Here is a 25836-nt window from a genome sequence, read left to right as displayed (position 1 = left end):
GTTCGAGGCATGACGGACGAGGTGGTCACGGAGTCGGTCGACGCGTCGACCTGGAGCGAACTGCAGACGGTGTTCGGCACGAAAGGCGACCCGGCCGGGTGCTGGTGCCAGTGGTTCAAGCTGAGCCGGTCGGACTGGGACGCCGCGACACGCGAGGAGACGCAGGCCCTGTTGCACGGGCAGGTGGAGGCCGGCTCCCCCGGCGTCATCGCGCGCATCGACGGCGAGCCGGTCGGCTGGGCGGCCGTCGAGCCGTTCTCCGCGTATCCGGCGCTCGGCCGCTCGCCGATCACGCAGCGACAGGAGGGCGACCCGGAGGACGTTTGGGCGGTGACCTGCTTCGTGGTCCGGATCGAGTACCGCAAGCGCGGCGTCGCGCGGGCGCTGCTGGCCGGCGCGCTCGAGCACGCCAGGCGCCACGGCGCGACGGTCGTGGAGGGCTACCCGGTCGACCCGGAGGTCCGGCCGTCGCTCTCGGCCGCGGAGCGGTACCACGGCACGGTGTCGCTGTTCCGCGACGGCGGCTTCGACCTCATCCGGCGCCCCAGCGCGACCCGCGCGATCATGCGAACCACCCTCCCCGTCGAGAAGTGAGTAGGCGCGGGTATTCCGCGACGATTTCCGCAGGTAGTCACCGTTCGAAGGTCGTTGAATGGCCCTAAGCTCGGTCGGGTGAGTTCGCAGCGCAACCGGGTCGTCGCCGGAGCAGGCACCCAGGTCGCCACCGAGGTCAGCATCAACTTCGGCTCCTCGGTCGCCGGGCTGCTCATCCCGATCGTCGGCTCGCTGGTCGTGGTCGCCGTGCGACAGCTCGTCACGGCCGTGTGCATCCTGCCCTTCTACCGGCCGAAGCGCGCCGAGCTGACCTGGACCCGGCTCTGGCCGGCGCTCGCGCTCGGCGTCGTGCTGGCCGCGATGAACCTCAGCTTCTACGAGGCGGTCGGCCGGCTCGGGCTCGGCATCGCGGCGACCATCGAGTTCCTCGGCCCGTTCGCGCTCGCGCTGGCGGGCTCCCGCCGGCTGCTCGACGCCGGCTGCGCGGTCGCAGCGGCGGGAGGCGTGCTGCTGCTGACCGCGACGGAGGGCGCCGTCGACCCGATCGGCGTCGTGCTCGCGCTCACGGCCGCGGCCTCCTGGGCGGCGTACATCCTGCTGACGCGCCGCGTGGCGATGCGCTTGCCCGGGCTGGAGGGGCTCAGCGTGGCCAGCGTGGTCGCGACGGTGCTCACCGTGCCGCTCGCGCTCGTCGTGGTCGACTACAGCCGCATCGACTGGCGCGTCGCCGGTCTGCTGCTGACCGCCGGCATCCTGTCCTCGGCCGTGCCCTACAGCCTGGACACGTTCATCCTGCGGCGGATCACCCCTCGACTGTACGCCGTCATCACGGCGTTCGGGCCGGTGATCGCGACGATCTTCGGCGTCATCGTCTTGGGCGAGCACTTCGCGTTCGTGCAGCTCATCGGCATCGTCATCGTCTGCCTCGCGGCGGGCATCACGATCGCCACGCAGCGCGACCACCCGCGCTCCGACCTCGAGTCCACGGCCGAGACGATCCCCTGACGCGATCTACCTGACAGGACTCGCCGTCTCGCGGGCGGGCCAGACGGCGTGTGCTGTCAGATAGATCGCCAGGAATGGCCGTCTCGCGGGCGCGTCAGGCGGCGTGTCCTGTCAGATAGATCGTCAGGAGAGGACGTCTTTGGTCAGGAAGCGGCCGACGGCGAGGGCGCCGAAGACGGCGACGTAGCCGGCCTGCAGCCAGAGGTTGGACACGAACGAGTCCCAGACCAGCGGCGCGCGCAGGAAGTCGGCGAAGCCGAGCCAGTAGTGGCTGAACAGCCACGGGTGGATGGCGTCGAGCTGCGGGAGCTGGTCCAGCACCTGCGACACCACGGCCAGCACCGCGGTCGCCGCCATCGCCCCGACCGGGACATCGGTCAGCGTGGACAGGAACAGCCCGATCGCGCACATCCCGAGCAGCGACACCACGATGTAGAGCCCGATCAGGAGCATCCGCACCGCGGCGTCGCCGAGGCTCACGACCGCCCCCGACAGCAGCGTCACCGGACCGATCGGGAACAGGAGCGCCCCGATCAGCGCCCCCGCCAGCGCGACGACCAGTGCCGCGGCGACGCAGAAGACCGCGCAGCCGGCGAACTTCACCGCGAGCAGCCGCAGCCGGCCGGCCGGGGCGATCACGAGGTAGCGCAGCGTGCCGTGGCTCGCCTCCCCCGCGATCGTGTCGCCGGCGACGACGCCGATGGTGAGCGGCAGGAACAGCGGGACGCACACCACGAGCGCGGTGAACGCGACGAAGAGGCCGTTGCTGGTGATCTGCTCGAGGAAGGCCGGTCCCCTGGCCCCTCCCCGCAGCCGCACGGCGACCGCGATGAGGATGGGGACGGCCGCCAGCGCGCCGAGCATCGCCCAGGTGCGCCAGCGGCGGAACATCACCGACAGCTCGGAGCCCAGCAGCGCCCAGCCCGCGGAGGGCCTGGCGCGGCGGGCGCCGAGCGACGCCACCGCGGGTGCGGCCGTCGTCGCCGCGACCTCCCCGACCGGGACCGCCTCACTGCTCGACATCGAAGCCCTCCCCGGTCAGCTCCACGAAGCGCTCCTCCAGGCTGGACGACCGCACCGCGAAGCCGCGGAGGCGCACGCCGGCGCCGACCAGGCTCGCGGCGAGGTCCTCCACGGCGGGCGAGCCCTCGGTGAGCGCCGCCTCCACGCCGTCGCCGCCGGTCTCCGGCGCGAGACCGGCCCGCACGAGCACCTCGGCGGCGGCGGCACGATCCGGGGTCGTCACGCTCAGCCGCGGGCCGGAGGCGCTGCGCAGCTCGTCCAGTGAGCCCTGCGCGACCAGCCGCCCCGTGCGCATGATCGCCGCGTGCGTGCAGATCTGCTCGATCTCCGCCAGTAGGTGGCTGGAGACGAACACGGTCCTGCCCTCGTCGGCGAGCGAACGCACCAGGTTGCGCACCTCGCGCGTGCCCTGCGGGTCGAGGCCGTTGGTCGGCTCGTCCAGCACCAGGAGGTCGCGGTCGGTGAGCAGGGCGCCGGCGATGCCCAGGCGCTGCTTCATGCCGAGCGAGTAGGCGCGGACGTGTTTGCCCGCGGCGTGCGTGAGCCCGACGCGGTCGAGCGCGGCGGCCACCCGCGCCGAGCGGGTCGCGCCGGGCGCGTACCGGTCGGCGGTGTCGCGCCGGACAAGGTTCGCGGTCCCGGACAGGTAGGGCGCGAACGACGGACCCTCCACCAGCGCGCCGACGCGCGGCAGCACGGTCGCGCCGCGGTCGGGCATGGCCTCCCCGAGCAGGTCGATCGAGCCGGCGGACGGCGAGATCAGCCCCAACAGCATCCGGATGGTCGTCGTCTTGCCCGAGCCGTTCGGCCCGAGGAAGCCGAAGACCGAGCCCCGCGGCACCGACAGGCTGAGCCCGTCCACGACGGGGCGCCCGCGGAAGCGCTTGGTCAGCCCGCTCGTCGCGATGGCGGCGGCGTCGCTCACCGGTCGTCGCTCACTGAGCGGCGGCCTGGAGCGCGGAGACCGGGACGGCGCCCGCGAGCAGCCGCCCGTCCGCCGTCACCAGCACCGACACCAGCGAGGTCGACAGCGCACGGCCTCCCGCGACGGACTGGGTGAGCTGGGCGACCAGCGGGTCGGCCAACGCCTGGGCAGGAACAGTGCCGGCCGGGAGGCTGACGATCGTCGCCCAGCCGGTGCCCGTGACGGTCGGCTTCGGCCGGTTCGTCGTCGTGGAGTGCTCGCCCGTCTTCGGCGTCTGCTCGGTGACCGTCGCGCCCTTCGGCGGGGTGAACGAGAAGACGCTCGCGTCGGGCGCGCCCGGCGTGAAGTCGCTGAACCCGGCCTGGAACGACGGCGAGGACGCCCCGCGCGCGGTCACCTGGACCTGCAGCGGGAGGCCGGTCTGGCCGTCCACGGCGATGGACACCGAGCCCACCAGGGTGGCGTCGGTGCGCGGCGTCAGCACCAGGTCGTAGGCGTCCCGGTTCGCGACCTTCGTGTTCGCGCCGAGGGTCAGCGCGGTCGAGGGGTCGACGGCGGCGAGGAACTTCTCGGCCAGCGCCTGCGGCGTCGTGGCCATGGCGCCTGGTGTCGCCGTCGGAGCCGGCGTCGAGCCGCTCTTCTCGTGCGCCGGGATGGTGGCGTGGGTGACCGACTGGTCGCTCGACTGGTAGAGCCAGACGTCGGAGCCGTTGCGGATGGCGTCGCGCTCGGCGAGCTGGTCGAGGAGCTGCACGCGCATCTTGGTCGGGCCGTCGACATACACCTTGGCGCTGTGGTCGCCCATCAGCAGCGAGAGCGTGCTCGCGATGGAGCTGTCCGTGCTGGAGGACCCGCCACCCATCTTCGGGATGCTGGGCAGCCCCAGGTCGGAGGTCTGCTGGACCGTGCCGGAGAACGCCTTGGTGTCGCTCGACGCGACGAGGCGGAGGACGTCCGACGGCGACTTCACGGGCAGGTCCGCCGCACCCGCGGCGAGCGGGATGGCGATCGCTCCCGCGGCGATGACGGCGGGGACGACGATGGCCGGGAGCCAGCGGATCAGGCGGTGCTTCATAGTCCCGAGGATACGCTCGGGACCACCCCACCGACCCTTCCGATTAGCCGGGAGAGCCTGAAATCATCCCCTGGTATGACACGGGTCATGACACACAGAAGGCCCCGCCGAAGCGGGGCCTCCCTCATCCGCCCTAGAGGACGTCGCCGACCTTGTGGACGCGGATGTCGTTGGTGGTTCCGGGGATTCCGGGAGGGGACCCGGAGATGATGATGACCTTGTCGCCGTTCCCGGCGAGGCCCCCCGACTTCAGCGCCTCGTCCACCTGGGCGACCATCTGGTCGGTGTGGGTGACGCGGTCCACGACGAACGACTCGACGCCCCAGAACAGGGACATCCGGCGGCGCACCGACTCCTCCGGCGTGAACGCCAGGATCGGGATCTTGTTCCGCAGGCGGGCCATCCGGCGGGCCGACTCGCCCGACTCGGTGAACACGCAGAGGTACTTGGCCTCCACGAAGTCGGCGACCTCCACGGCGGCCAGCGTGATCGCGCCCGACTGGGTGCGCGGGCGGGTGCCGAGCGGGAGGATGCGGTCGAGGCCGTGCTCCTCGGTCGAGGTGACGATGCGCGCCATGGTGGCCACGGTGATCGCCGGGTACTCGCCGACGCTCGTCTCGCCCGAGAGCATGACCGCGTCGGCGCCGTCGAGGACGGCGTTGGCGACGTCGGAGGTCTCCGCGCGGGTCGGGACCGGGCTGGAGATCATCGACTCGAGCATCTGGGTGGCGACGATGACCGGCTTGGCCGCGCGGCGGGCCAGCTCGACCGCGCGCTTCTGCACGATCGGGACGGCCTCCAGCGGCAGCTCGACACCGAGGTCGCCGCGGGCGACCATGATGGCGTCGAACGCTTCGATGATCTCCTCGAGCGCCTCGACGGCCTGCGGCTTCTCGATCTTGGCGACGACCGGGACCTTGCGGCCCTCCTCCGCCATGATCTCGTGCACGCGCTCGATGTCGGCGGCGTTGCGCACGAACGACAGCGCGATGATGTCGGCGCCGAGCTTGAGGCCCCAGCGCAGGTCCGCCTCGTCCTTCTCGGACAGCGCCGGCACGTTGACCGCGACGCCCGGGAGGTTGATGCCCTTGTTGTTGGACACCGGGCCGGCCACGATGACCTCGGTCGTCACGACGTTGCCCTCGACCTCGACGACGCGCACACGCACCTTGCCGTCGTCGATCAGCAGGTAGTCGCCCGCCTTGACGTCGTTGGGCAGGCCCTTGAACGTCGTGGAGGAGATCTCCTTGGTGCCGATGATGTCGTCGGTGGTGATCTTGAAGATGTCGCCCTCGGCGAGATCGTAGGGACCCGCCTCGAACTTGCCGAGACGGATCTTGGGACCCTGGAGGTCGACAAGGACCGCGACCGGCTTCCCCGCGTCGTCGGCGGCCTTGCGCACGTTGGCGTAGACCCCTTCGTGCACGTCGTAGCTGCCGTGGCTCAGATTCATCCGAGCGACGTCGACACCCGCATCGATGATCGCGCGGATGTTGTCGTAGCTGGAGGTCGCCGGACCGAGGGTCGCGACGATTTTCGCCCTTCTCATGGGTTTCTCAATGCTCCGTGATTCTCGCACCATTGACGGCGCGTTCTCGTGGTGGAGGGGATCAGACAAGGATGCCGCGATCCGTGGGGCGGACCGGCGACGGCAATTCCGTCTCCCCTTCAAGATACCGGTCGACGGCGGCTGCCGCTGCCCGGCCTTCTGCGATGGCCCAGACGATGAGCGACTGCCCGCGGCCCGCGTCGCCGGCGACGAACACGCCGGCCTCGCTGGTCTGGTAGTCGCCATCGCGGGTCACGTTACCCCGGTCGTCGAACGGGAGGCCGAGCTGGGCGCCCAGGTCCTCCTGCTCCGGACCGGTGAAGCCCAGTGCGAGCAGGACGAGGTCCGCGGGGATCTCGCGCTCCGTGCCCGCCTTCGGCACGCGGCGGCCGTCGAGGTACTCGGTCTCCGCGACGCGGAGGGCCTTCACCTCGCCGAACTCGTTCGCGAGGAACTCGACGGTGGAGGCGAGGTACTCGCGTGCCCCGCCCTCCTCGTGCGCGCTCTGCACCTCGAACAGCGTCGGGGTCATCGGCCACGGCTGGTGAGCGGGGCGCTCCGCCGGCGGCTGCTTGCCGATCGCGAGGTTGGTCACGCTCGCCGCGCCCTGACGGTGCGCGGTGCCGATGCAGTCGGCGCCGGTGTCGCCGCCGCCGAGCACGATGACGTGCTTGCCGTCCGCCGTGATCTGGCCGGAGACCTGGTCGCCCGCGCCCGCCTTGTTCTGCTGGACGAGGTACTCCATCGCGTAGTGCACGCCCGCGAGGTCGCGGCCCGGGATCGGGAGGTCGCGCGGCACCATCGCGCCGGTGGCGACCACGACCGCGTCGTAGCGCGCGCGCAGGTCGTCCCAGGCGATGTCGACGCCGATGTTCACGCCGGCGCGGAAGCGGGTGCCCTCGGCCATCATCTGGTTCAGTCGCGCCTCGAGGTGCTTCTTCTCCATCTTGAAGTCCGGGATGCCGTAGCGCAGCAGGCCGCCGATGCGGTCGTCGCGCTCGTACACGGCCACCGTGTGGCCGGCGCGGGTGAGCTGCTGGGCCGCGGCGAGCCCGGCCGGGCCGGAGCCGACGACCGCGACGGTCTTGCCGGTGAGGCGCTCCGGCGGGTGCGGCTGCACCCAGCCGTTCTGCCAGGCCTGGTCGATGATCGACACCTCGACCTGCTTGATGGTGACCGCAGGCTGGTTGATGCCGAGCACGCACGACGACTCGCACGGGGCCGGGCAGAGCCGGCCGGTGAACTCCGGGAAGTTGTTGGTCGCGTGCAGGCGCTCGATGGCCTGGCGGCCCTCCCCGCGCCACATCAGGTCGTTCCACTCCGGGATCAGGTTGCCGAGCGGGCAGCCCTGGTGGCAGAACGGGATGCCGCAGTCCATGCAGCGCCCGGCCTGGCGGCGGAGCTGTGCAGGGTCGCCGGCCTCGTAGACCTCTTTCCAGTCCATGAGCCGGACCGAGACGGGACGGCGCTTCGGCAGCTCCCGCTCGGTCGTCTTCAGAAAGCCTTTGGGGTCAGCCACCGGTCACCTCCAAGATACGGTTCCACACAACATCGCCGTCGGGGTCGAGTCCCTCGTCGACGGCCTCCTGACGCATCTGCAGCACGGCCGCGTAGTCGCGCGGCAGAACCTTGACGAACTTCGACACCGTGGCGTCGAAATCGGCGAGCATCCGCTCGGCGAGAGCCGAGCCGGTCTCTGCGCGGTGCTTCTCCAGCAGGTCGCGGACGATCTCGATGTCCGCGCTGCCGAGCGGCAGCAGCTCCAGCTCGCCGGTGGCTAGGGCGTCGCGGTTGACGCGCTCGCGCTTCAGGTCGTACACGTACGCCGTTCCGCCGGACATGCCGGCGCCCAGGTTGCGGCCGGTGCCGCCCAGGATGACCGCGAGGCCGCCCGTCATGTACTCCAGCGCGTGGTCGCCCACGCCCTCCACGACCGCCGTCGCGCCCGAGTTGCGGACCAGGAAGCGCTCTCCCACGATGCCGCGGATGAACATGCTGCCCTGCGTCGCGCCGTAGCCGATCACGTTGCCCGCGATGACGTTGCGCTCGGCCGGGAAGACGCTGCCCTGCGGCGGGCGCACGACGATCTGGCCGCCGGAGAGGCCCTTGCCGACGTAGTCGTTGGAGTCGCCCTCCAGCCGCAGCGTGATGCCCGCGGGGAGGAACGCACCCAGCGACTGGCCGGCGGAGCCCGTCAACGTGATATCGATGGTGCCGGTCGGGAGGCCGTTCTCGCCGTGGCGGGCCGTCACCTCGTGACCGAGCATGGTGCCGACGGCGCGCTCGGTGTTGCGGATCGGCAGCGACAGCGCGAGCGACGCACCCTCCGAGCCGGGGTGCGCGGACGCCAGCACGTCGTGCGCGGCCTGGATGAGCTGGTTGTCGAAGTGCTGATCCAGCTCGTGGTCCTGGGCGCGGCCGTTCTTGCGCGGAGCGGACTCCGGGAACTCCGGGCCGCGCAGGATCGGCGTGAGGTCCAGGCCGGCGGCCTTCCAGTGCTCGATCGCACGGTCGGCGTCGAGCAGCTCGGCGTGGCCGATCGCCTCGTCCAGGCTGCGGAAGCCGAGCTCGGCGAGGTACTCGCGCACCTCCTGGGCGATGAACTCGAAGAAGTTGACGACGAACTCCGGCTTGCCGGAGAACCGCGAGCGGAGCTCCGGGTTCTGGGTGGCGACGCCGACCGGGCAGGTGTCGAGGTGGCAGACCCTCATCATCACGCAGCCGGAGACCACCAGCGGCGCCGTCGCGAAGCCGAACTCCTCGGCCCCGAGCAGCGCGCCGACGATGACGTCGCGGCCGGTCTTGAGCTGGCCGTCCACCTGCACCACGACGCGCTCGCGCATGCCGTTGAGCATCAGCGTCTGCTGCGTCTCGGCCAGGCCCAGCTCCCAGGGCGTGCCCGCGTGCTTGAGCGAGTTGACCGGGGACGCGCCCGTGCCGCCGTCATGGCCGGAGACCAGGATGACGTCGGCCAGCGCCTTCGCCGTTCCGGCCGCGACCGCGCCGATGCCCGACTCGCTCACCAGCTTGACGTGCACGCGGGCCTGCGGGTTCGCGCGCTTCAGGTCGAAGATGAGCTGCTTGAGGTCCTCGATCGAGTAGATGTCGTGGTGCGGCGGCGGCGAGATGAGCCCGACGCCCGCCGTGGCGTGGCGGGTGCGCGCGACCCACGGATAGACCTTGGTCGGCGGGAGCTGGCCGCCCTCGCCGGGCTTGGCGCCCTGGGCGAGCTTGATCTGGATGTCGTCCGCGTGGGTCAGGTACATCGATGTGACGCCGAACCGTCCGGAGGCGACCTGCTTGATCGCGCTCCGGCGCTCCGGGTCGAGCAGGCGGTCGAGGTCCTCGCCGCCCTCGCCGGTGTTCGACTTGGCGCCGAGGCGGTTCATCGCGATGGCGAGCGTCTCGTGCGCCTCCTTGGAGATGGAGCCGTAGCTCATCGCCCCGGTGGAGAAGCGCTTGACGATGGACTCGACCGGCTCGACCTCGTCGATCGGGACCGCCGGGCGGTCGCCGGTGCGCAGCGCGAACATCCCGCGCAGCGTCATCAGCGACTCGGCCTGGTCGTCCACCAGCTTCGTGTACTCACGGAACACGTCGTAGCGACGGGTGCGCGTGGAGTGCTGCAGACGGAACACCGTCTCCGGGTTGAAGAGGTGCGGCGAGCCATCACGGCGCCACTGGTACTCGCCGCCGGTCTCCAGCCGCTCGTGCGCGAGGATCGCGCCCTCCGGCGGGTAGGCCGCGGTGTGCCGCGCCAGGTTCTCCGCCGCGACGACGTCGATGCCGACGCCGCCGAGCTTGCTCGTGGTGCCGGTGAAGTACTTGTCGACGAACTCCTGGCTGAGGCCGACGGCCTCGAACGCCTGGGCGCCCGCGTACGACGACACGGTCGAGATGCCCATCTTGGACATGATCTTCAGCACGCCCTTGCCGAGCGCCTTGATCACGTTCTTGACGGCCTTCTCGGGCGTGACGTTGGTGATCATCCCGCTGCGGACGAGCTCCTCGCAGGTCTCCATCGCCAGGTACGGGTTGATGGCGGAGGCGCCGTAGCCGATCAGCAGCGCGACGTGGTGCACCTCGCGGACGTCGCCCGCTTCCACGATGAGACCGCACTTCATGCGGTTCTGGGCGCGGATCAGGTGGTGGTGCACGGCCGCGAGCATGAGCAGCGACGGGATGGGCGCGAGGTCCTTGGTGGAGTCGCGATCGCTCAGCACGATGAACTGGGCGCCGGCCTCGATGGCCTCGTCCACCTCGTCGCACATCTCGGCGAGGCGCGCCTGCATGGCGTCGGGACCGGCGTCCGAGCGGTACAGGCCGCGCAGCGTCGTGGTGAGCCGGCTGCCCGGCCGCGGGTCGATGTGCTGGATCTTGGCCAGCTCGTCGTTGTCGATCACGGGGAAGTCGAGGACGACCTGGCGCGCGTGCTCCGGGCCGGCGCTGAGCAGGTTGCGCTCCGGGCCGAGACCGAGGGCGAGGGAGGTGACGACCTCCTCGCGGATGGAGTCCAGCGGCGGGTTGGTGACCTGCGCGAACTGCTGCGTGAAGTAGTCGAACAGCAGCCGCGGGCGCTCGGAGAGCACGGCGACCGGGGTGTCGGAGCCCATCGCGCCGAGCGGCTCGGCGCCTGTCGTCGCCATCGGCCGGAGCAGGACGCGCACCTCCTCCTCGGTGTAGCCGAAGGTGCGCTGGCGGCGGGTGACGGAGGCCGGGGTGTGCACGATGTGCTCGCGCTCCGGCAGGTCCTTGAGGTTGATCCGGCCGTCGGCGAGCCACTCGCCGTACGGCGCGCCCGCGGCGAGCTCCGACTTGATCTCGTCGTCCTCGATCAGGCGGCCGGCGACGGTGTCGACCAGGAACATCCGGCCGGGGCGCAGGCGGCCCTTACGCACCACGCGGCTCGGCTCGATGTCGAGCACGCCGATCTCGGAGGCCAGCACTACCAGGCCGTCGTTGGTCACGACGTACCGTCCGGGGCGGAGGCCGTTGCGGTCGAGGGTCGCGCCGACGACCGAGCCGTCGGTGAACACGATCGCCGCCGGGCCGTCCCACGGCTCCATGAGCATCGAGTGGTACTCGTAGAAGTCGCGGCGGACCGGGTCGATCTCGGTCTGGTTCTCCCAGGCCTCCGGCACCATCATCATGACGGCGTGCGGCAGCGACCGGCCGGTCAGCGAGATGAGCTCCACGACCTCGTCGAACGACGCCGAGTCGGAGGCGCCGGGCGTCACGATCGGCAGCACGGGCGAGAGGTCGCCGAGCAGCTCGCTCTCCAGCTGCGACTGCCGGGCGCGCATCCAGTTGCGGTTGCCTGAGACGGTGTTGATCTCGCCGTTGTGCGCGATCATCCGGAACGGCTGCGCGAGCGGCCAGGACGGGAACGTGTTGGTGGAGTACCGCGAGTGCACCAGGGCCAGCTTGGATGCGAAGCGCTGGTCGGAGAGGTCGGGGTAGAACGGCTCCAGCTGGAGCGTCGTGACCATGCCCTTGTAGACCATCGTGCGGCTGGACAGCGACGAGAAGTACAGGTCGAGCTCGCGTTCGGCGCGCTTGCGGAGGAAGAACGTCAGCCGGTCCAGCGCGATACCGGCGACGGGCTCGCCGTCTTCGTCGGTGCGGGTGCTCGCGACGAAGAGCTGCTCGATGACGGGCATGGCGTCGCGCGCGAGGTTGCCGAGCTCCTCCGGGCGCACCGGGACGGGACGCCAGCCCAGCACGGTGAGGTCGTGCTCGGCGGCGATCGTCTCGACCGCCGCCTTCACGGCGTCGCGGGCGTCGGCATCGGTCGGCAGGAACGCGTTGCCCACCGCGTAGCGGCCGGCACCGGGCAGGTCGAGCCCGGAGACCGCGCGCAGGAAGGCGTCGGGCACCTGCGTGATGATGCCTGCGCCGTCGCCGGTGCCGGCGTCGGAGCCGACCGCGCCGCGGTGCTCCAGGTGGCGCAGCGCCTCGAGCGCCGCGTCGATGATGTCGTGACCGGCGGTGCCGCGGAGCGTGGCGACCATGGCGAGGCCGCACGCGTCCTTCTCGTCGGCGGGGTCGTAGAGACCCTGCTTACCGGGAACCGTGCTGAACCGGGAATGGGGAGGCGTGACCGCCATGTTTCGACCGTCCTCACAGTGTCGTGGATGTGGGGAGTGGAGTGCGGGGACGCCTTCGGCCCGATGCTGGGAGGTTCCGCCGCAACTGCGCCGGGCTTGTGTGCGGCCCGGGGGTCGGTGCGGTCAGGTAGTGCTTATGGGATCAGCCTCTACGGGGTGGGTTGTTCTGAGCCGGCGGAGATCATCCGCGCGACGGGCTTGTGGCCTTGGCTCCGGCGGACGCGGAGGGCTCTCCGTCGCCATCGACGAAGTCCTCGTCGTCCGAGTCCGTGTCGTCAGAGTCTACCTCAGCATCGGGGCGAACCCATTCACGGCCCGTGTGGTACACGCTCGGCTCGAGTCCGGGGTGCCGGCGGGACTGGACGATGAAGAGCACGACGCCGAGGACGACCGCGGCGAAGGCGGCCCAGACGTTGCTCGGGATGCCGAGGAACGTGAACTCGCTCGGGTCGATGCGGATCGACTCCAGGTAGGAGCGGCCCACGCCGTACCAGATCAGGTAGACGGCGAGCGTCTTGCCCCACTGCAGGCGGAGCTTGCGCTCCAGGAACAGGATGACCAGCACGCCGATGACGTTCCAGATGATCTCGTAGAGGAACAGCGGCTGGAACAGCGTGTTCTCCGGCAGACCGACCGGGATGGCCTTGTTGCCCGAGTCGATCTGCAGGCCCCACGGCACGTTGGTCGGCAGGCCGAACAGCTCCTGGTTGAAGTAATTGCCGAGGCGGCCGATCGCCTGGGCGAGCAGCAGCGCCGGCGCGAGGGCGTCGGCGACGCTCCAGAACCGGAGGCCGCTGATGCGGCAGGCGATCCAGATGCCGATGGCGCCGCCGATGAGCGCGCCGAAGATGGCGTTGCCGCCCTCCCAGATCGCCCAGACGCTGCCCGGCTGGAACGGGTTCCAGGTGTTGTGGCCGGCCGCGAAGTAGTCGCCGGGGTGGGTGAGGACGTGATAGATCCGGGCGCCGACGATGCCGAGCACCACGGCCCAGAGCAGGATGTCGAGAATGACGCCGGGCTCGGCACCGCGCTTGGTGAGCCGCCGGGACGTCCAGGCCGCAGCGATGATGATGCCGACCAGGATGATGAGCGCATACGTCTGGATGCGGTACGGCCAGAACGGCAGTACGATCTGCTGCCACTCGGGTCCAGGGCTCGGGATGCTGGCGACCCAGCTGCTCATCGTCGCGACCACGCGAAGACTACCTTTCGTATCCGATGGAGTCCGGCGCCGAGTGGCGCGCGGCCTCCAGTCTAAGTGTTGGTCGGGGATGTCCCCGACGCGGCTGAGTCAGGCGACGCGTCCGGGTCAGGCCGTCGCGCCCTGGCGCACCGTGCCGCGCGCGAGCTCCGCGGCGACCCGTCCGGCCTCCGCGACTCCCCCGTCGGCCAGCGCCTTCACCAGGGCCGAGCCGACGATGGCGCCGTCCGCGTACTCCAGCACCTCGGCGACCTGCGCCGCACTGGAGATGCCGAGGCCCACGCAGGCGCTGGTGGCGCCTGCATCGCGCAGCCGGCCGACCAGCGTGCGGGCCGCGGAATCCACGTCGCTGCGCGCGCCGGTGATGCCCATCGTGGAGACGGCGTAGACGAAGCCGCGGCTGTGCTCGACGGTCGAGCGCAGGCGCGCGTCCGTCGAGGAGGGCGCCGCGAGGAAGACGCGGTCGAGCCCCGCGCGCTCGGAGGCGGCCAGCCAGGCCGCTCCCTCGTCGGGGATCAGGTCGGGCGTGATCAGCCCGGCGCCGCCCGCGGCGGCCAGGTCGTCCGCGAACCGGTCGACACCGTACTGCAGCACCGGGTTCCAGTAGGTCATCACCAGGACCGGGATGTCCACGCGCTGCGTGATCTCGCGCACGGCGGTGAAGCCGTCGCGCAGCCGGAAGCCGTTCGACAGCGCCCGCTGGGTGGCCGCTTGGATGACCGCGCCGTCCATTACCGGGTCGGAGTACGGCAGGCCGAGCTCGATGACGTCGACGCCGTTCTCGGCGAGCGCGACGGCCGCCTCGATGCTGGTCTGCAGGTCGGGGAAGCCGGCCGGGAGGTAGCCGATCAGGGCGCCCGCGGCCTCCGTGTTGCGGCGGGCGATGGTGTCTGCCACACGGCTCACGACTGCACGGCTCCTTCGTCGATCAGGCCGAAGTAGCGTCCGGCGGTCTCCATGTCCTTGTCGCCGCGGCCGGAGAGGTTCACCAGCACGATGCCGTCCGGGCCGAGCTGCGTGCCGAGCTCCAGGGCGCCCGCCAGCGCGTGCGCCGACTCGATGGCCGGGATGATGCCCTCGGTGCGGCTGAGCAGGCGCAGCGCCTCCATCGCCTCCGCGTCCGTCACCGGGAAGTACTCGGCGCGGCCGATCGACGCGAGCCAGGAGTGCTCCGGCCCCACACCGGGGTAGTCGAGCCCGGCGGAGATCGAGTGCGACTCGATGGTCTGGCCGTCCTCGTCCTGCAGCAGCATGCTGCGCGCGCCGTGCAGGACGCCGGGGCGGCCCTTGGTGATGGTCGCGGCGTGCCTCGGGGTCTCCGCGCCTTCGCCGCCGGCCTCGAAGCCGACCAGGCGCACGTCCTCGTCGTCCAGGAACGCGTGGAAGATGCCCATCGCGTTCGAGCCGCCGCCGACGCAGGCCGCGACGGCGTCGGGCAGGCGGCCGGTCAGCGCGAGCACCTGCTCGCGGGCCTCCTCGCCGATGATCTTCTGGAGGTCGCGCACCATCTCCGGGAACGGGTGCGGGCCCGCGACGGTGCCGAAGATGTAGTTGGTGTCCTCGACGTTGGTCACCCAGTCGCGCATCGCGTCGTTGATCGCATCCTTGAGCGTGCGCGAGCCGGTCGTGACGGCGATGACCTCCGCGCCGAGCAGCCGCATGCGCGCGACGTTCAGCGCCTGGCGCTCGGTGTCGACCTCGCCCATGTAGATGGTGCAGCTCAGGCCGAAGAGTGCCGCCGCCGTCGCGGTCGCGACGCCGTGCTGGCCGGCGCCGGTCTCGGCGATCACGCGGGTCTTGCCGATCCGCTTGGTGAGGATGGCCTGGCCGAGCACGTTGTTGATCTTGTGCGAGCCGGTGTGGTTGAGGTCCTCGCGCTTGAGGATGACGCGCGCGCCGCCTGCGTGCGCGGCGAAGCGCGGCACCTCGGTGATGATGCTGGGCCGCCCGGTGTAGCTGCGGTGCAGTTCGTCGAGCTCGGCGTGGAACGCGGGGTCGGCCTTCGCCGCCTCCCACGCCACGGTGAGCTCGTCGAGGGCGGCGACGAGGGACTCGGGGACGAAGCGCCCGCCGAACTCGCCGAAATAGGGTCCGTGTTCAGAACGAAGGGACATCAGGCTCCAAGGAACTGGCCGAGCGTGGCGATCGGGTCGCTCGTGACGAGCGCCTCGCCGACGAGCACGACATCCGCGCCCGCCGCCCGGTAGTGCGCGACATCGGCGGCCGATTTCACGGCCGACTCCGCCACGCGGATGACGCCGGACGGGTACCGGTCGGCCAGGCGGCCGAACAGGTCGGGGTCCAGCTCGAACGTCGAGAGGTTGCGCGCGTTGACGCCCACCAGCTTCGCGCCGGTGTCGAACGCGCGGGTCAGCTCGTCCTCGGTGTGCGCCTCCACGAGCGCCGTCATGCCGAGGTCGGTGATCAGGTCGTGCAGCTCCACGAGCCGCTGCTGATCGAGCGCGGCGACGATGAGCAGCACGAGGTCGGCGCCGGCGGCGCGCGCCTCGAGCACCTGGTAGGGCTCGGCGACGAACTCCTTGCGGAGCACCGGGAGGGTCACCGCGGCGCGGACGGCTTCGAGATCCTCGAGCGATCCCTTGAAGCGGCGCTCCTCGGTGAGGACGCTGATGGCGCTCGCTCCCCCGGCCTCGTAGAGGGCGGCGAGGGCGGCCGGGTCGGGGATCTCGGCGAGGTCGCCGCGCGACGGGCTCGCGCGCTTGACCTCTGCGATGATCTTGACCCGCTCGGCGGGCGCTAGTGCCGCGAGCGCGTCGATGGCGGGCTCACGCGCGGCCGCGGCGGCTTCCACGACCGCGAGGGGTCGCTCGGCGCGTCGCCGCTCCGCATCCTCCAGCGCGCCGGCGACGAGGTCGGCGAGCACGGGTTAGTGGCCCTTCGGGGTGTACTTGGAGCCGCCCACTCCGTAGCCCGCGCGCTTCATGACCCAGCCGACGATCAGTCCGACGATCGCCAGACCGGCGGAGGCCCACACCACGATCGGCGCGTCGTAGAAGAACGCGATGGCGCCGATGGTGAAGGCGATAAGCATGATGATCACGGCCGTCCACGCCGCCGGCGAATGACCGTGGCCTGGCTCGACTGACTCGCTGCTCATGGGACTCCTGCACGTCGGGTGCGCATCGAGGCAGCCCGGAGGCTGCACCACGGCGCGCACGGATTGGTGGATCTGATCCAGTCTACTGGCTCAGCGGGTGGGGTCGTCGCCGCGACTCAGCTCGTCCCAGCTGTCGATCGCGGAGTCGCGGTCGAGGGAGGTGGGCTCCTCCTCGGCGCCGGATTCGGCGGCCGCGCGCGCCTCGCGCTCGTCGCCCTCCTCGGTGTCCGCAGCGGTCGCCGGCTCCGGCTCCTCCGCGTCCAGCTCGGCGAGCGTCTCCTCTGCCGAACGGCCGTCCTCGCCGGCGAAGCGCGACTGGTACTTGCGCGACGGGCCGGGCCAGGCCCGCAGGAAGACGATGGCGAGCGCGCCGGCCACCGCGACCAGGACGCCGCCGAGCACGGCGAACCACGGCCAGAACTCCGTCGTGGTGCTCTGGACGAGCTTGCGCAGTGACGCCTCCCCCGCGACCCCGGTCGCGGACGTGATCGCGGCGCTGGCGGCCTGGAGCGGGTCGCCGAGGACGGCGAGAGCCGAGTAGACGATGGACGCGCCGAGCAGGATGCCGAGCAGCGCCAGCACGACCCGGAACGCCGGTCCCGCGATGGCGAGGGCCGCGGTCAAGGCGAGCCCGGCGAGCGACAGCGCCGGAAGCGCCGGCGCCGCCGCCGAGCCGGCGACGGTCACCGTGCCGGCGTGGTTCGCCACATCGGTGACCTGGATGGTGAACCAGGTCTGCGTCGCGGAGAGCAGGCCGAGGCCGCTCCCGACCAAGAGGGCGAGGAGCGTCAGGTATTTGACGCGGCGGTTCTCAGTCCGCACCGTGCACCCGCCGCATCCCGTTGGCCACCGCGACCGCGCGCAGCGGCGCAGCCGCCTTGTTCTGCGACTCCTGGAACTCCAGGCGCGGCACCGAGTCGGCGACGAGGCCACCGCCCGCCTGCACGCGCGCGACGCCGCCCAGGATGGTCGCCGTGCGGATCGCGATGGCGAGGTCGGCGTCGCCGGCGAAGTCGAAGTAGCCGATCACTCCCCCGTACACGCCGCGCTGCGCGGGCTCCAGCTCGTCGATGATCCGCAGCGCCATCGGCTTGGGCGCGCCCGACAGCGTTCCCGCCGGGAAGGTCGCCCGGAAGACGTCGATCGCACCGGACTCGGGCAGCAGGTCGCCCTCCACCGACGAGACGATGTGCATGATGTGGCTGAACCGCTCCACCCGCATGAACTCGGTCACCTCGACGCTGCCGGCCGCGCACACCTTCAGGAGGTCGTTGCGGGCCAGGTCGACGAGCATCAGGTGCTCGGCGCGCTCCTTGTCGTCGGCGAGCAGGGAGGCCTCCAGGTCGAGGTCCTCCTCCGGCGTCGCGCCGCGCGGCCGCGAGCCGGCGATGGGGTGCGTGAACGCGCGGCCCTCCTGCACCTTGACCAGCGCCTCCGGCGACGAGCCGACGATCTGGTACGGCTCGCCATCCGGCCGCTCCAGCGACAGCAGGTACATGTACGGGCTCGGGTTCAGCGCCCGCAGCACGCGGTAGACGTCGAGAGCGGAGGCCGTGCACTCCAGCTCGAAGCGCTGCGAGATGACGACCTGGAAGATGTCGCCCGCGACGATGCGCTCCTTGGCCGTCTCGACCGACGCGAGGAAGTCCTCCTCGCGGGTGCGGGACACCGGGTGCGCGGGGGCGCCGAGGTCGACCTCGGCCAGCCACGCCTCGGACGGCTGCGCGAGCTGCCGCTGCATCCGGTCGAGTCGCTGCTGCGCGTCGCTCCAGAGGGCGTCGGCGTCCTGCTCGCCGTCCGCCAGTGCATTGGCGATCAGCTTGACGGTGCCCGAGCGGTGGTCGATCACCACGAGGTCCGCGGCGAACGCCATCGCCTGACCCGGGATGTCGTAGTCCGCGGGCGGACGGTGCGGCAGGCGCTCGAGCTGGCGCACGGCCTCCCAGCCGATGAAGCCGACCAGGCCGCCGGTCAGCGGCGGGAGTCCGGGGATCCGCGGCGACGACCAGCGCTCGTGCAGCGCCGCGAGGGCGTCGAGCGGACGGCTCGGGACGGCGGTCCCGAGGGCGCGCTCGGCGGACAGGCCGTAGTCGAGCCAGCGCACGTCGTCGCCGTCCTGCGTCAGCATGCCGAAGGACGCCGCGCCCACGAAGGAGAAGCGCGACCAGATGCCGCCCTGCTCGGCGGACTCCAGCAGGAAGGTGCCGGGCCGGCCCGCGGCCAGCTTGCGGTAGATGCCGACCGGCGTCTCGCCGTCGGCGAAGAGCTCGCGGACCACGGGCACGACGCGGTGCTCGGCGGCCAGCGCGGCGAACTCGTCGCGCCCCGTCGTGCCGTTCGCGGTCGCGATCACAGGTCCGACCCCATCTCCTTGACCAACTCGTCGGTCTCCGCCCCGCCCACGACGGGCTCCAGCACGTCGGCGTCGAAGCAGGTGCGGGTGCCGGTGTGGCAGGCCGCGCCGACCTGGTCGACGGTCACGAGCAGGGTGTCGCCGTCGCAGTCGAGCGCGGCGCCCTTCACGTACTGGACGTGCCCGGACGTGTCGCCCTTGCGCCAGTACTCCTGCCGGGAGCGCGACCAGAACGTCACGCGGCCCTCGGTGAGCGTGCGGCGTAGCGCCTCCGCGTCCATCCAGCCCATCATCAGCACCTCGCGGGAGTCCCACTGCTGGATGACGGCGGGCACCAGCCCGGCGTCGGTGAAGCGCACCCGTCCGATCACGTCGTCCAGCGCGGTCATGAGCGCACCTCCAAGCCTGCCCGCAGCAGTTCGTCCTTCACGTCGCCGATGGTCAGCTCGCCCGAGTGGAACACGCTCGCGGCGAGCACGGCGTCCGCGCCGGCCTCGATCGCGGGGGCGAAGTCGCCGACCGCTCCCGCGCCGCCGGAGGCGATGACCGGCACCCGGCTGATCGCCCGCATCTCGCGGATGAGCTCCAGGTCGAAGCCCTCCTTGGTGCCGTCGGCGTCGATCGAGTTGACCAGGAGCTCGCCGGCGCCGAGCTCGATGGCGCGCTCCGCCCAGGCCAGGGCGTCGATCCCGGTCTCGGTGCGGCCGCCGTGCGTCGTCACCACGAAGCCGGAGGGCGTCGCCGCCGAGCGCTTGACGTCGAGCGAGAGCACGAGCACCTGCGCGCCGAACCGCCGGGCGATCTCCGCCACCAGCTCCGGCCGCGCGATCGCGGCGGAGTTGACGCCGACCTTGTCAGCCCCGCTGCCCAGCAGCTTGGCGACGTCCTCGGTGCTGCGCACGCCGCCGCCGACGGTGAGCGGGATGAAGACCTGCTCGGCCGTCGCGCGCACCACGTCGTACGTGGTCGCCCGGTCGTCGACCGTGGCCGTGACGTCGAGGAAGGTCAGCTCGTCGGCGCCCTGCTCGAAGTACCGGCGCGCCAGCTCGACGGGGTCGCCCTGATCGCGGAGGTTCTGGAAGTTGACGCCCTTGACGACGCGTCCGGCGGCCACGTCGAGACAGGGGATGACCCGGACCGCGACGCTCATCAGATCCGCGCCGCGTGGATCGAGGTGACCAGGATGGCCCTGGCGCCGAACTCGTAGAGGTGGTCCATGACGTGGTTGGTGGTGTCGCGCTTGATCATCACGCGCACCGCCACCCAGTCGGGCTCGCCGAGCGGCGACACGGTGGGCGACTCGACGCCGGGCGTCAGCGCGACGGCCTTCTCCAGCAGTGCGACCGGGAGGTTGTAGTCGATCAGCACGTACTGGCGGGCGACCATGACGCCCTGCAGCCGGCGGAGCAGGGTGTCGACGCCGGCAGCGGGCGACGGCGAGGAGACCAGCACGGCCTCGGACTCCAGGATGACCGGGCCGAAGATCTCCAGGCCCTGCTTGCGGAGCGTCGTGCCGGTCTCGACCACGTCGGCCACCGCGTCCGCGACGCCGAGCCGCACCGCGGACTCCACGGCGCCGTCGAGCTTGATGAGGGCGGCGTCCACGCCGTTCTCGGCGAGGAAGCCGCCGACCAGGCCGGGGTAGCTCGTCGCGACACGCTTGCCGTCGAGGTCGGCGAGGTCGGTGTAGACGCCGGTCGGGCCGGCGAACCGGAACGTGGAGGCGGCGAAGTCGAGCGCCGCGATCTCGGCGGCCGGCGATCCCGAGTCGATCAGGAGGTCGCGGCCGGTGATGCCGACGTCGAGGGCGCCGGAGCCGACGTAGGTGGCGATGTCGCGCGGCCGGAGGTAGAAGAACTCCACCCCGTTGCGCGGGTCGGCGACGATGAGCTCCTTGGGGTCGCGGCGGCCGTTGTAGCCGGCCTCGTGGAGCATCTGCGCCGCGGTCTCGGAGAGGGAGCCTTTATTCGGGACGGCGATCTTCAGCATGTTCTTGTGACTTTCGTGACGTGGTTGACGGAGACGGGTCGAGTCGTCACAGATGTCGGTACACGTCGGCCGGAGTCAGGCCTTTCGCGAGCAGCAGCACCTGGAGGTGGTAGAGGAGCTGGGAGATCTCCTCGGCCATGGCCTCGTCGGACTCGTACTCGGCGGCCATCCAGACCTCGGCGGCCTCCTCCACGATCTTCTTTCCGATGGCGTGCACGCCCGCGTCCAGCTCGCGAACCGTCCCGGAGCCCTCCGGGCGGGTCTCGGCCTTCTCACGGAGCTCGGCGAAGAGGTCGTCGAAGGTTTTCACCACTACAGCGTACCGGTCGTGGGGCGCGGGTCGCTCCGCGTGACGGTGCGGGCAGCCGTCGAGTGTGACCGATGTGCTAATGTCAACGGGTTTGCTCTGACATATCCCATCTCGACGAGGAGATCCGTATGGTTCCGACCACCTCCCCACTGCCCGCCGGCCGCGCCGCGTTCTGGCCCCTGCTGTTGTGCTGGGTGATCGTCGCGCTCGACGGCTTCGACCTGGTGGTGCTCGGCACCGTCATCCCCACCCTGCTGAGCACGAAGGAGCTCGGTTTCGACCCGGCAGCGGCCACCGCGGTCGCCACGGCCGGGCTGGTCGGCGTCGGCGTCGGCGCGCTCACCGTCGGCCCGCTCGCCGACCGCTACGGCAGGAGGCTGTGCCTGCTGCTCTGCGTGACGGTGTTCTCGCTGTTCACGCTCGCCATCGTGGTCGCGCCGAACGTGTTCGTGTTCGGGCTGCTCCGCGTGCTCGCCGGCCTGGCCCTCGGCGCGTGCCTGCCTGCGGCGCTCGCGTACGTCACCGATCTGATGCCCAGCGAGCGCGCGGGCAGGGCGACGACCCTCACGATGACCGGCTACCACGCCGGCGCCGTCCTCATCTCCCTCCTCGCCATCGCCGTCATCCCGGACTGGCGGGTGCTGTTCGTGGTCGGCGGCGTCGCCGGGCTCATCACGGTCCCGCTGATCCGGGTCGGCCTGCCCGAGGCGCGCAGGGAGCGCACCGCCGCCCCGCGCCCGACCGTCCGCCGGCTGGTCGAGCGGCGCTACGTCACGATCAGCATCGGCATCTAGGTGGCGTCCTTCATGGGTCTGCTGCTGGTCTACGGGCTCAACACCTGGCTCCCGCAGCTCATGCGCGACGCCGGCTACGGCTCCACCGACTCGCTCGGGCTGCTGCTCACCCTGAACGCCGGCGCCGTCACCGGGCTGGTCGTAGCGGGGATCGTGGCGGACCGGGCCGGCACCAAGCGGGTGGCGGTGGCGTGGTTCGCGATCGCGGCCGCGCTGCTCGCTGTGCTCAGCGTCCGGATGGACGACGTGACGATGCTCTACGCGGCGGTGTTCGTCACCGGCGTGTTCGTGTTCTCGGCGCAGGTGCTCGTGTATGCGTTCGTCACCCAGCTCTACCCGGCGGAGATCCGCGGCACCGCGCTCGGCTTCGCCGCGGGCATCGGGCGGCTCGGCGCGATCCTCGGCCCGGCGGTGACCGGGACGCTCGTCACGCTCGGCCTGGCGTACCCCGGCGGGTTCTACGTGTTCGCCGCCACGGCGCTGCTCGGCGCTGCCGCGCTGACGGTCATCCCCGCGCGCGTGCGTGCCGCGGCGGAGGCCGCGCCGGTGCGGAGTTGATCGGTCGGCGGAGCCGCCCTCAGTGGGCGTGCGCCGCCACCGCGGCCCGCAGGCCGGCGATCCGCTCGGCCGGTTCGCCGCGGAAGACGCTGGACCCGGCCACGAACGTGTCGGCCCCGTTCTCCGCCGCCGTCACGATCGTCTCCTCGGTGATCCCGCCGTCCACCTGCAGCCAGACGTCGAGGCCACTGGCCTCCACGGCCTCCCGCAGCGACCGCAGCTTGGGCATCGTCTCGACCATGAACGACTGGCCGCCGAAGCCGGGCTCCACGGTCATCACGAGCACCTGGTCGAACTCCGGCAGCAGGTCGAGGTAGCCCTCGACGGAGGTGCCGGGCTTGAACGCGATTCCGGCGCGGGCCCCGATCGTGCGCAGGCGCCGAGCCAGTGCGACGGGATCGGCGGCGGCCTCCGCGTGGAAGGTCACCGAGTACGCGCCGAGCTCGGCGTAGCCGGGGGCCCAGCGGTCGGGGTCGTCGATCATCAGGTGCACGTCGAGCGGGATCGGGCTGACGTCCTGGATGCGGCCCACCATCTGCGGGCCGAACGTGAGGTTGGGCACGAAATGGTTGTCCATGACGTCGACGTGCACCAGGTCGGCCGTGGCGATGGTGCCGAGGTCCCGCTCCAGGTTCACGAAGTCGGCAGCCAGGATGCTGGGGTTGATGCGCGTCGCCATGCCTCCAGCCTAGGGCGCGGAGGCGTCGCCGCCCGTCTTCTCCAGCACGGCGATGAACATCGCGTCGGTCAGGTGCCGGTGCGGCCAGAGCTGGACGAGGTCGGGGTCGCCGGCGAGGTCGAGCCGCTCCTCGGCGACGGACTGCACGATGTCGGCCGTGCCCACCGGACGCAGGGCGCCGCGGTGCCGGTCGAGGGCGTCGGCCACGATCGCGCGGGTCTCCGCGACATGCGGCGAGCAGGTGACGTACGCCAGCAGGCCGCCCGGCTTGAGCGCCGCCACCGCGGAGTCCAGGAGCTGCGTCTGGAGTCCGGTCAGTTCCGCCACGTCGCGCGGGGTCTTGCGCCAGCGGGCCTCCGGACGGCGTCGCAGCGCGCCGAGGCCGGTGCACGGCGCGTCGAGCAGGATGCGGTCGAACGCCTCCGGCTCCTCCGCGCCGATGCCGAGGCCGTCGCGCTCCCAGACCGGGACGTCGAGCGGCACGGCGGCGAGGGCGCGGCGGACCAGCTCGGCCCTGGCGGGCACGATCTCGTTCGCGACCAGGGTCGCGCCGCCGGTGAGCGCCTCGGCCGCGAGCAGCGCCGCCTTGCCGCCCGGGCCGGCGCAGAGGTCGAGCCAGCGCTCCCCCGGCTCGACCGGCCGGGCGCGGGTGAGCGCGAGCGCGGCGAGCTGGGAGCCCTCGTCCTGCACGCGGAGCCGGCCCTCGGCTCCGGTGACGAGGCCCTGCGGGTCTCCCCCGCCCGCGGTGAAGCCGACGGGCGAGAACCGGTCGGGGCGTGCGCCCTCCGGCGGGTCGGCGAGGCCGGGCAGCGCGACCAGGTTGACGCGGGGCGCGGTGTTGTCGGCCTCCAGCAGCGCCTCCAGCTCGTCGCCGCGGCCCTCGCACTCCAGCGCGCGGTGGAACGCGCGCACGATCCAGGCCGGGTGCGAGCTGAGCGCGGCGTAGCGCTCGTCCTCGTTCTTCGCGTCGGCCAGGACGCGCGCGCGCCACTCGTCCGGCGTCGAGCGGCCGATCTCGCGGAGCACGCCGTTGACGAAGCCGGTGCCGGAACGGCTGCCGACCTGGCGGGCGAGGGCGACCGACTCGTTGACGGCCGCGTGCGACGCCACTCTGGTCGACAGCAGCTGGTGCGCGCCGAGCCGCAGCACATCGAGCAGCGGCGGGTCGATCTTGTCGACGGTGCGGCCGGCGGCGCGGGCGATCACCCGGTCGTAGTAGCCCTGCATCCGCAGGGTGCCGTAGGTCAGCTCGGTGGCGAGCGCGGCGTCGGCCGGGGAGAGTCCGGCCCGGGCGATGCGGCCGGGCAGCAGGAGGTTGGCGTAGGCGTCCGACTCGCGGACGGCGGAGATGACGTCGAGCGCGACCTTGCGGGACGGCTGGACGCGGGTGCGCTCGGCGGCGTTGCGACCGGGCTGGTTGCGGTCGGAGCGGTTGCGATCGTTGCGGTGGTCGTTCATGCCAGCACCGCCTCCCCGCCGGCGCCGCGCCACCAGTCGGCGGCGTCCATGGCCCGCTTGCCCGCGGGCTGCACGGTGAGGAGCTCGAGCGGGGTCGTCCCGGTGCCCACCTGGATGCGGCCCTCGGTGGCGGCGACCACGCCGGCCGGGAGCGACAGCCCGGTGGCCGGGCGCGCGGCGTGGATCTTGAACCGCTCGCCGTCGAGGAGCGCCCAGGCGCCGGGCTCCGGGGTCACGCCGCGCAGGCGCGCGTAGACCTCCTCCACCGGCCGGGTGAGGTCGAGGCGGGCGTCGTCGATCGTGAGCTTGGACGCGAGCACCGGCTCGCCCGACTGCGGCACGGCCTCAGCGGTGCCGTCCGCCAGGGCGGCGACGGTGTCCACGAGGAGCGGCGCGCCGTCCTCCGCCAGGGCATCGAGCAGTTCTCCCGCCGTCGCGTCGGCCGGGATCGGGAGGCGGAACTCCGCGAAAACGTCGCCCGCGTCCAGCCCGGCGACGAGCTGGAAGACGGCGGCGCCGGTCTCGGCGTCGCCGGCCATGACGGCGCGCTGGACGGGCGCGGCGCCACGCCAGCGCGGGAGGAGCGAGAAGTGCAGGTTGACCCAGCCGAGCCGCGGGGTGGAGAGCAGCGGCTCGCGGACCAGGCCGCCGTAGGCGACGATCACGCCGAGGTCGGCCTCCAGGCGGGCGACCTGGTCGGTGACGTCGTCATCCAGCCGGTTGGCCTTGATGACCGGGAGGTCGAGGGCGGCGGCGGCATCGGCGACCGGCGAGGGCGTCAGCACCCGCTTGCGGCCGAGCGGCGCGTCCTCGCGGGTGATCACGGCGGCGATGTCGAACCGCTCGGCGAGGGCGTTCAGGGAGGGGACGGCGACGGCGGGCGTGCCGGCGAAGACGAGTCGCATGTCAAGGTTCTTTCGCTAAGGTCCAGCCCCCGAGTCTACCCACCCTCCCCCTGCACCCACCCCCACCCCACATCCGCCGAGGGGCACGTTGTTGTCACTTCCGGACGCGAAAAGTGACAACAACGTGCCCTTCGCGCACTTCCGCTTCCGCCGAGGGGCACGTTAACGCCCCAAAAAAAAGGTTTTAAGGGGGTTTAAGTTCACCACGGCGGTGGGGGTTATATGATTTAAG

24 protein-coding genes are annotated in these 25836 nt (G+C 71.7%); 4 read left to right on the top strand and 20 right to left on the bottom strand.

What is annotated here, in order from left to right; all coding sequences use genetic code 11:
• Nucleotides 1-9 precede the first annotated feature (9 nt).
• Both ACFRFH_RS10035 and ACFRFH_RS10030 read left to right on the top strand, forming a co-directional pair.
• Entirely contained in the window at nucleotides 10-594 is a 585-nt protein-coding gene (locus tag ACFRFH_RS10035; RefSeq protein ID WP_382462871.1) for a GNAT family N-acetyltransferase, read from the top strand.
• Nucleotides 595-672: 78 nt separating this feature from the next.
• Nucleotides 673-1560, top strand: a complete 888-nt coding sequence (locus tag ACFRFH_RS10030; protein WP_382462870.1) for a DMT family transporter — start codon at nucleotides 673-675, stop codon at nucleotides 1558-1560.
• 123 nt (nucleotides 1561-1683) lie between these two features.
• Here the strand turns inward: ACFRFH_RS10030 and ACFRFH_RS10025 are convergent, their stop codons facing one another.
• The 17 genes from ACFRFH_RS10025 to ACFRFH_RS09945 all read right to left on the bottom strand — a co-directional run bounded on the left by ACFRFH_RS10025 (nucleotide 1684) and on the right by ACFRFH_RS09945 (nucleotide 21210).
• A complete protein-coding gene (locus ACFRFH_RS10025) occupies nucleotides 1684-2583 on the bottom strand; it encodes an ABC transporter permease (protein ID WP_382462869.1) in 900 nt (299 codons plus the stop codon).
• Nucleotides 2570-3508, bottom strand: a complete 939-nt coding sequence (locus ACFRFH_RS10020) for an ABC transporter ATP-binding protein (protein WP_382462868.1) — start codon at nucleotides 3506-3508, stop codon at nucleotides 2570-2572. The genes ACFRFH_RS10025 and ACFRFH_RS10020 overlap by 14 nt, the downstream gene beginning before the upstream one ends.
• Nucleotides 3509-3518: 10 nt before the next feature.
• Entirely contained in the window at nucleotides 3519-4583 is a 1065-nt protein-coding gene (locus ACFRFH_RS10015) for an outer membrane lipoprotein carrier protein LolA (RefSeq protein ID WP_382462867.1), read from the bottom strand.
• 133 nt (nucleotides 4584-4716) lie between these two features.
• Nucleotides 4717-6132, bottom strand: a complete 1416-nt coding sequence (pyk, locus tag ACFRFH_RS10010) for a pyruvate kinase (RefSeq protein WP_382460757.1) — start codon at nucleotides 6130-6132, stop codon at nucleotides 4717-4719.
• 61 nt (nucleotides 6133-6193) lie between these two features.
• The gene (locus ACFRFH_RS10005; RefSeq protein ID WP_382462866.1) at nucleotides 6194-7651 is read right to left on the bottom strand and encodes a glutamate synthase subunit beta; all 1458 of its coding nucleotides are present in this window, start codon (nucleotides 7649-7651) and stop codon (nucleotides 6194-6196) included.
• Entirely contained in the window at nucleotides 7644-12239 is a 4596-nt protein-coding gene (gene gltB, locus ACFRFH_RS10000; protein WP_382462865.1) for a glutamate synthase large subunit, read from the bottom strand. The genes ACFRFH_RS10005 and gltB overlap by 8 nt, the downstream gene beginning before the upstream one ends.
• A gap of 181 nt (nucleotides 12240-12420) precedes the next feature.
• The gene (gene lgt / locus ACFRFH_RS09995) at nucleotides 12421-13422 is read right to left on the bottom strand and encodes a prolipoprotein diacylglyceryl transferase (RefSeq protein ID WP_382462864.1); all 1002 of its coding nucleotides are present in this window, start codon (nucleotides 13420-13422) and stop codon (nucleotides 12421-12423) included.
• Nucleotides 13423-13548: 126 nt separating this feature from the next.
• Nucleotides 13549-14346, bottom strand: coding sequence for a tryptophan synthase subunit alpha (trpA, locus tag ACFRFH_RS09990; protein WP_382462863.1), 798 nt, complete (start codon nucleotides 14344-14346; stop codon nucleotides 13549-13551).
• A complete protein-coding gene (trpB, locus tag ACFRFH_RS09985; protein WP_382462862.1) occupies nucleotides 14343-15554 on the bottom strand; it encodes a tryptophan synthase subunit beta in 1212 nt (403 codons plus the stop codon). Before trpB ends, trpA begins: the two co-directional genes overlap by 4 nt.
• A complete protein-coding gene (gene trpC, locus ACFRFH_RS09980; RefSeq protein ID WP_382462861.1) occupies nucleotides 15554-16324 on the bottom strand; it encodes an indole-3-glycerol phosphate synthase TrpC in 771 nt (256 codons plus the stop codon). The genes trpB and trpC overlap by 1 nt, the downstream gene beginning before the upstream one ends.
• Nucleotides 16325-16327: 3 nt before the next feature.
• Nucleotides 16328-16558, bottom strand: a complete 231-nt coding sequence (locus tag ACFRFH_RS09975) for a DUF6704 family protein (RefSeq protein WP_382462860.1) — start codon at nucleotides 16556-16558, stop codon at nucleotides 16328-16330.
• 90 nt (nucleotides 16559-16648) lie between these two features.
• Complete coding sequence (locus ACFRFH_RS09970; RefSeq protein WP_382462859.1) at nucleotides 16649-17380, bottom strand: Trp biosynthesis-associated membrane protein; 732 nt, start codon at nucleotides 17378-17380, stop codon at nucleotides 16649-16651.
• A complete protein-coding gene (locus tag ACFRFH_RS09965) occupies nucleotides 17370-18911 on the bottom strand; it encodes an anthranilate synthase component I (RefSeq protein WP_382462858.1) in 1542 nt (513 codons plus the stop codon). The genes ACFRFH_RS09970 and ACFRFH_RS09965 overlap by 11 nt, the downstream gene beginning before the upstream one ends.
• A complete protein-coding gene (hisI, locus tag ACFRFH_RS09960; RefSeq protein WP_382462857.1) occupies nucleotides 18908-19300 on the bottom strand; it encodes a phosphoribosyl-AMP cyclohydrolase in 393 nt (130 codons plus the stop codon). Before hisI ends, ACFRFH_RS09965 begins: the two co-directional genes overlap by 4 nt.
• Nucleotides 19297-20061 (bottom strand): imidazole glycerol phosphate synthase subunit HisF, encoded by a 765-nt coding sequence (gene hisF, locus ACFRFH_RS09955; protein WP_382462856.1) that lies wholly within the window; start codon nucleotides 20059-20061, stop codon nucleotides 19297-19299. The genes hisI and hisF overlap by 4 nt, the downstream gene beginning before the upstream one ends.
• Entirely contained in the window at nucleotides 20061-20900 is an 840-nt protein-coding gene (gene hisG, locus ACFRFH_RS09950) for an ATP phosphoribosyltransferase (RefSeq protein WP_382462855.1), read from the bottom strand. Before hisG ends, hisF begins: the two co-directional genes overlap by 1 nt.
• A gap of 46 nt (nucleotides 20901-20946) precedes the next feature.
• Nucleotides 20947-21210 carry a phosphoribosyl-ATP diphosphatase gene (locus ACFRFH_RS09945; RefSeq protein ID WP_382462854.1) on the bottom strand — a complete coding sequence of 88 codons (264 nt, stop codon included), beginning with the start codon at nucleotides 21208-21210 and terminating at the stop codon, nucleotides 20947-20949.
• Between the two features lie 128 nt (nucleotides 21211-21338).
• Here ACFRFH_RS09945 and ACFRFH_RS09940 point away from each other — a divergent pair, with 128 nt between their 5' ends.
• A complete protein-coding gene (locus ACFRFH_RS09940; RefSeq protein WP_382462853.1) occupies nucleotides 21339-22004 on the top strand; it encodes an MFS transporter in 666 nt (221 codons plus the stop codon).
• A 12-nt stretch (nucleotides 22005-22016) separates the two neighbouring features.
• Nucleotides 22017-22562 (top strand): MFS transporter, encoded by a 546-nt coding sequence (locus ACFRFH_RS09935; protein ID WP_382462852.1) that lies wholly within the window; start codon nucleotides 22017-22019, stop codon nucleotides 22560-22562.
• A 19-nt stretch (nucleotides 22563-22581) separates the two neighbouring features.
• On the opposite strand, the gene rpe is transcribed toward ACFRFH_RS09935, so the two are convergent.
• The 3 genes from rpe to fmt are packed head-to-tail and all read right to left on the bottom strand — an operon-like array spanning nucleotide 22582 to nucleotide 25604.
• Entirely contained in the window at nucleotides 22582-23241 is a 660-nt protein-coding gene (gene rpe, locus ACFRFH_RS09930; protein ID WP_382462851.1) for a ribulose-phosphate 3-epimerase, read from the bottom strand.
• Nucleotides 23242-23250: 9 nt separating this feature from the next.
• Nucleotides 23251-24699: an RsmB/NOP family class I SAM-dependent RNA methyltransferase gene (locus tag ACFRFH_RS09925; RefSeq protein WP_382462850.1), complete on the bottom strand. Its 1449-nt coding sequence runs from the start codon at nucleotides 24697-24699 to the stop codon at nucleotides 23251-23253.
• Entirely contained in the window at nucleotides 24696-25604 is a 909-nt protein-coding gene (gene fmt / locus ACFRFH_RS09920) for a methionyl-tRNA formyltransferase (RefSeq protein ID WP_382462849.1), read from the bottom strand. Before fmt ends, ACFRFH_RS09925 begins: the two co-directional genes overlap by 4 nt.
• Between the last annotated feature and the right edge of the window lie 232 nt (nucleotides 25605-25836).

The organism is Leifsonia sp. NPDC056824, from assembly GCF_042789575.1.
Lineage (GTDB): Bacteria > Actinomycetota > Actinomycetes > Actinomycetales > Microbacteriaceae > Leifsonia.
The sequence above is the reverse complement of the archived record's forward strand: the minus strand, read 5'-3'. Positions and strand labels throughout refer to the sequence as shown.